Annotated in this window: 3 protein-coding genes and 1 pseudogene; 3 read left to right on the top strand and 1 reads right to left on the bottom strand. The window is 35.7% G+C overall.

Translation table 11 applies throughout. The features are described from left to right. Positions 1-368: 368 nt before the first annotated feature. The 3 genes from DNK84_RS11985 to DNK84_RS11975 all read left to right on the top strand — a co-directional run bounded on the left by DNK84_RS11985 (position 369) and on the right by DNK84_RS11975 (position 3,261). Positions 369-1,055: a Fic family protein gene (locus tag DNK84_RS11985; protein WP_119344728.1), complete on the top strand. Its 687-nt coding sequence runs from the start codon at positions 369-371 to the stop codon at positions 1,053-1,055. Next, positions 1,045-1,650, top strand: a complete 606-nt coding sequence (locus DNK84_RS11980) for a recombinase family protein (protein ID WP_162902434.1) — start codon at positions 1,045-1,047, stop codon at positions 1,648-1,650. Before DNK84_RS11985 ends, DNK84_RS11980 begins: the two co-directional genes overlap by 11 nt. Before the next feature lie 117 nt (positions 1,651-1,767). After that, entirely contained in the window at positions 1,768-3,261 is a 1,494-nt protein-coding gene (locus tag DNK84_RS11975) for a YecA family protein (RefSeq protein ID WP_208123325.1), read from the top strand. 131 nt (positions 3,262-3,392) lie between these two features. On the opposite strand, the pseudogene DNK84_RS11970 reads toward DNK84_RS11975, so the two are convergent. Continuing rightward, positions 3,393-3,634 (bottom strand): annotated as a pseudogene (locus DNK84_RS11970) (hypothetical protein); the annotation flags it as partial.

Raw genomic sequence — 3,634 nt, 5'->3', positions numbered from 1 at the left:
ATTACAGAAACCGATGCGTAACACATCACGTAAACATACTCCATCGTTGATATTGCTGAATAGACCAATTAAACATATCTGCTACCAATTTACTGTTTAAATTCCTCATCATATTTTGTATATAACTTTATGTTTTCTAACTTATACATCAATGCACGATATATGTCAATTGCCAACTCATTGACAATCTCACAAAAACATAGCTATCACAAAACGATCGTTTTACGATACTCAAAATCTAACCTCAAAAAATCAGATTCAATCCAGCTTAAATCTAACATTTTGGTTATACTATTGCGTTATACATAATAAAAAGCTAAAATTATACCATTATCTATCTTTATGTATAACAAACTGGTGTCACTATTATGATGAAGCTATCACAGCTAACCACTATCCAAAAAAATGACCTATATCGAAATCTAAGAGTCAGTATCACTCATCATTCAAATGCAATTGAAGGATTAACACTAACCTATGGGGAAACAAAAAGACTCTTAGAAAGTGGTATAACCGCACCCAATAAACCACTCCATGAACAACTCGTTATTATGGGATTTGCTGATGCCTTTGATTTTGTAGTACGTGAGGCGGAAAACATGGGACACCGCTTTGATGATGATTTTATAAAAGATATTCATGCCATCCTATTTGATAAAGCACTGAAGATTTCACCCGAGCGCATTGAACGACCTGTTGGCGCATGGCGTAAAGATGAACGTCAAATATTAGGTGTTGATATCCAGCTATCATCACCTAAAAATATAGACCAGGATATTGGCAACCTACTCTATCGCACAGAAGCCAATATGGATTTATGTGCCATTGCTGATTTTCATATCTGCTTTGAACGTATCCACCCTTTTGCTGATGGCAATGGTCGCGTTGGTAGATTACTAATGACTTATCAGGCAATCAAAAATAATTACTTGCCACCATTGATCACAAACGACCACCGTCAGGAATATTTGACCTCTCTTAATAATGTTGATGCACATGCTCAATTTATTGAATCAGCGATCGAGGAAACAATGGAGCTTGTCAGTGGTCAATAAAAAATCAGACAATCCAACTGCTAAAGTATTTGCTTATACTCGCGTATCTACACGCTCACAAAAAACAGACCGCCAAGAAGTTAACTTAAAAGAACATGGCTATGATGAAATTTTTATCGATAAGACCTCAGGTTCCACCACTAAGCGCCCTGCCCTTCAGGACATGCTATCGCGCTTGCGCGCTGGTGATACTGTCATTGTTCATAGCTATGATCGATTAGGTAGATCAACCAACGATTTGTTTGATCTCATCGAACATTTTAAAGATACCAAGGTGATATTTAAATCACTCAAAGAGGAAGTTGACACCTCTACTGCGATGGGCGAATTATATTTCACTATATTATCAGGCATTGCCCAATTTGAGCGTAACAAGTTAAGGGAAAGAACAATTGAAGGATTAAGAGCGTCACCAAACAAAGGTGGTAGACCTAAAGGGCAAACCAAAGAGACTCAGCAAAAATGCTTATCCACTTATAACGATTATATAAACAGTGAAACCAAATCAATCCGCCAGGCGCTTAAAGAAAATAATGTTTCTCCACGCACTTATTATAAGTGGTACAACCGAAACAAAGATAAACTTAAAAAATAAGACCAACATATGAAAATGGCCATTTTTGCCAAAATCAAAATATCAAAATATGAGTTGATCTGTTCTGGAGATATCTGACTAAAATACTCACACCCTTTACAAATAAAGAGATATAATGTGCAACGTAATTTTTCAGTTGAGGTAAAAGCTATGTCTAAATTAGGAAGAAATGAGTCATGCCCCTGTGGTTCAGGTAAAAAATATAAGAAATGCTGTCTATTAACTGAACTTGATTCGCAAACTCATAGCTTTACAGCGGTTAAACTGCGAGAAATAGATAATAAAGTAAGCCCCAAAATATTTATGTATTTTTGCGATACTTTTGACAAGGAAGAGGTTGAAGAAGCAATTGAAGAGTTTTATTGTGATTATGACTTTGATGATATTGCAAGTGATTCAATTGATCCAGAACACGTATTTTCTTGCATTGTTGCTCCGTGGATTTCTTTTCATTACATTCCCTATGACGATAATGAAGAAGATGAGACACCAGCTCAAAGGTTTTATAAAAAATACGGCAGAAATTTCACGCCGATGGAAAAACGCTACTTCAATGCAGCAAATAAATCGCAGTATAGCCTATACCAAGTTAAACAAACGACTCAAAATCACACTGTTCGACTTCAAGACCTTCTGCGCAACAGTGAGGTCATTATTTATGATCGAGCTGGAGCAGAGTCGCTATCTATTGGATCAATCTTATATGCTAAGATTATTACCTTAGATGGAAATAGCATAATGATTGGCCATTATCCAATGGGATTACCAGCAGCATGTGCTGCTAATATTCTTGAGATGAGAGATCATTATTTAGGTAATGATCCTCAGGCCATTACGGATGAACTTCTCTTTGAATATGATATGGAAATACGTGATTTCTTTTTTGGGTCGATGGAAAAAGGCTTAAACCCAACAATGCCTAAGTTACAAAATACTGATGGAGAAGACTATATCGATGTTTCTCTTTATTACACAATGAGCTCAAGCGCTCAAATCATAATTAAACAGCTATCAGTGTTAAATTATGAAGTAACGGAAGATGATCTATTAAATGATGCCATTTTGAATGAAAAAGGTGAGGTAACTGAACTGGAGTTTCCTTGGATTGTTAAAGGCAATAAAAAACATAAGGCGTGGGATAATACAATCTATGCTCATATTAAAATAGACGGCGATAAACTCATTATTAATGTTAACTCTCTTGAAAGAGCTGAAAAAGCAAAGGATAAAATTATTGAATTATTAGATGACATGGTTACTTTTGAAAAAGAAGCCAAACAGTCAATTGAAGATAGCTTAGGAAAAGCACAATCTAACTCGTCTGAAAAAGATAGGATATCCTCAATCATAGACCCAAAAGAGCATCCAGAATTACAAGCAATGCTTGAAGATATGATGAAAAATCATTGGGAATCATGGTTAGATGAACAAATTCCGGCGCTTGATAATAAAACACCACGAGAGTCAGCAAAGTCTGCTTCAGGTAAAGAAAAACTCGAAACTTTATTTGCTCAGTTCCAGGAGAGCAATCAACGCATTGACCAAGGTAGCATATCACAACCAAAAGTTGATATAGCTTATCTTAGAAGAGAGTTAAATATGCACGAATAAATAGTGTAAACATAATAAGCACAAGGTAAATAATGGACAACTTTTTGCTAATAGCACTGGTATTCACAAAAACTTAAACTACAATAGCTATGTTGTAGAAGTTTAGACCGAGAGCATTCCTAATGTAGTTGTTATGCTGCATTTTTATAAATATGTTGCCTAACTAGCTGCCAATCCTGAGCCCATTGATTGCTTGCTAAAGAGGTTCTAAGCTGCAACACTCTGTGTGCAGACTCTCGATTCCATTGCGCCTTGTGTTTCTTTTTAAATCGAGTATTAATAACACTCTCAACACCACTTTCTATTGCGCTGCTCGTATATACTTTTCCTAATGTTCGTCTTGACTCATAATTCACTAAATATGCTTTGTTAT

The organism is Facilibium subflavum, assembly GCF_003574485.1.
In the GTDB taxonomy this organism is placed as follows: domain Bacteria; phylum Pseudomonadota; class Gammaproteobacteria; order Francisellales; family Francisellaceae; genus Facilibium; species Facilibium subflavum.
This window is presented reverse-complemented; position numbering and strand designations above follow the sequence as displayed.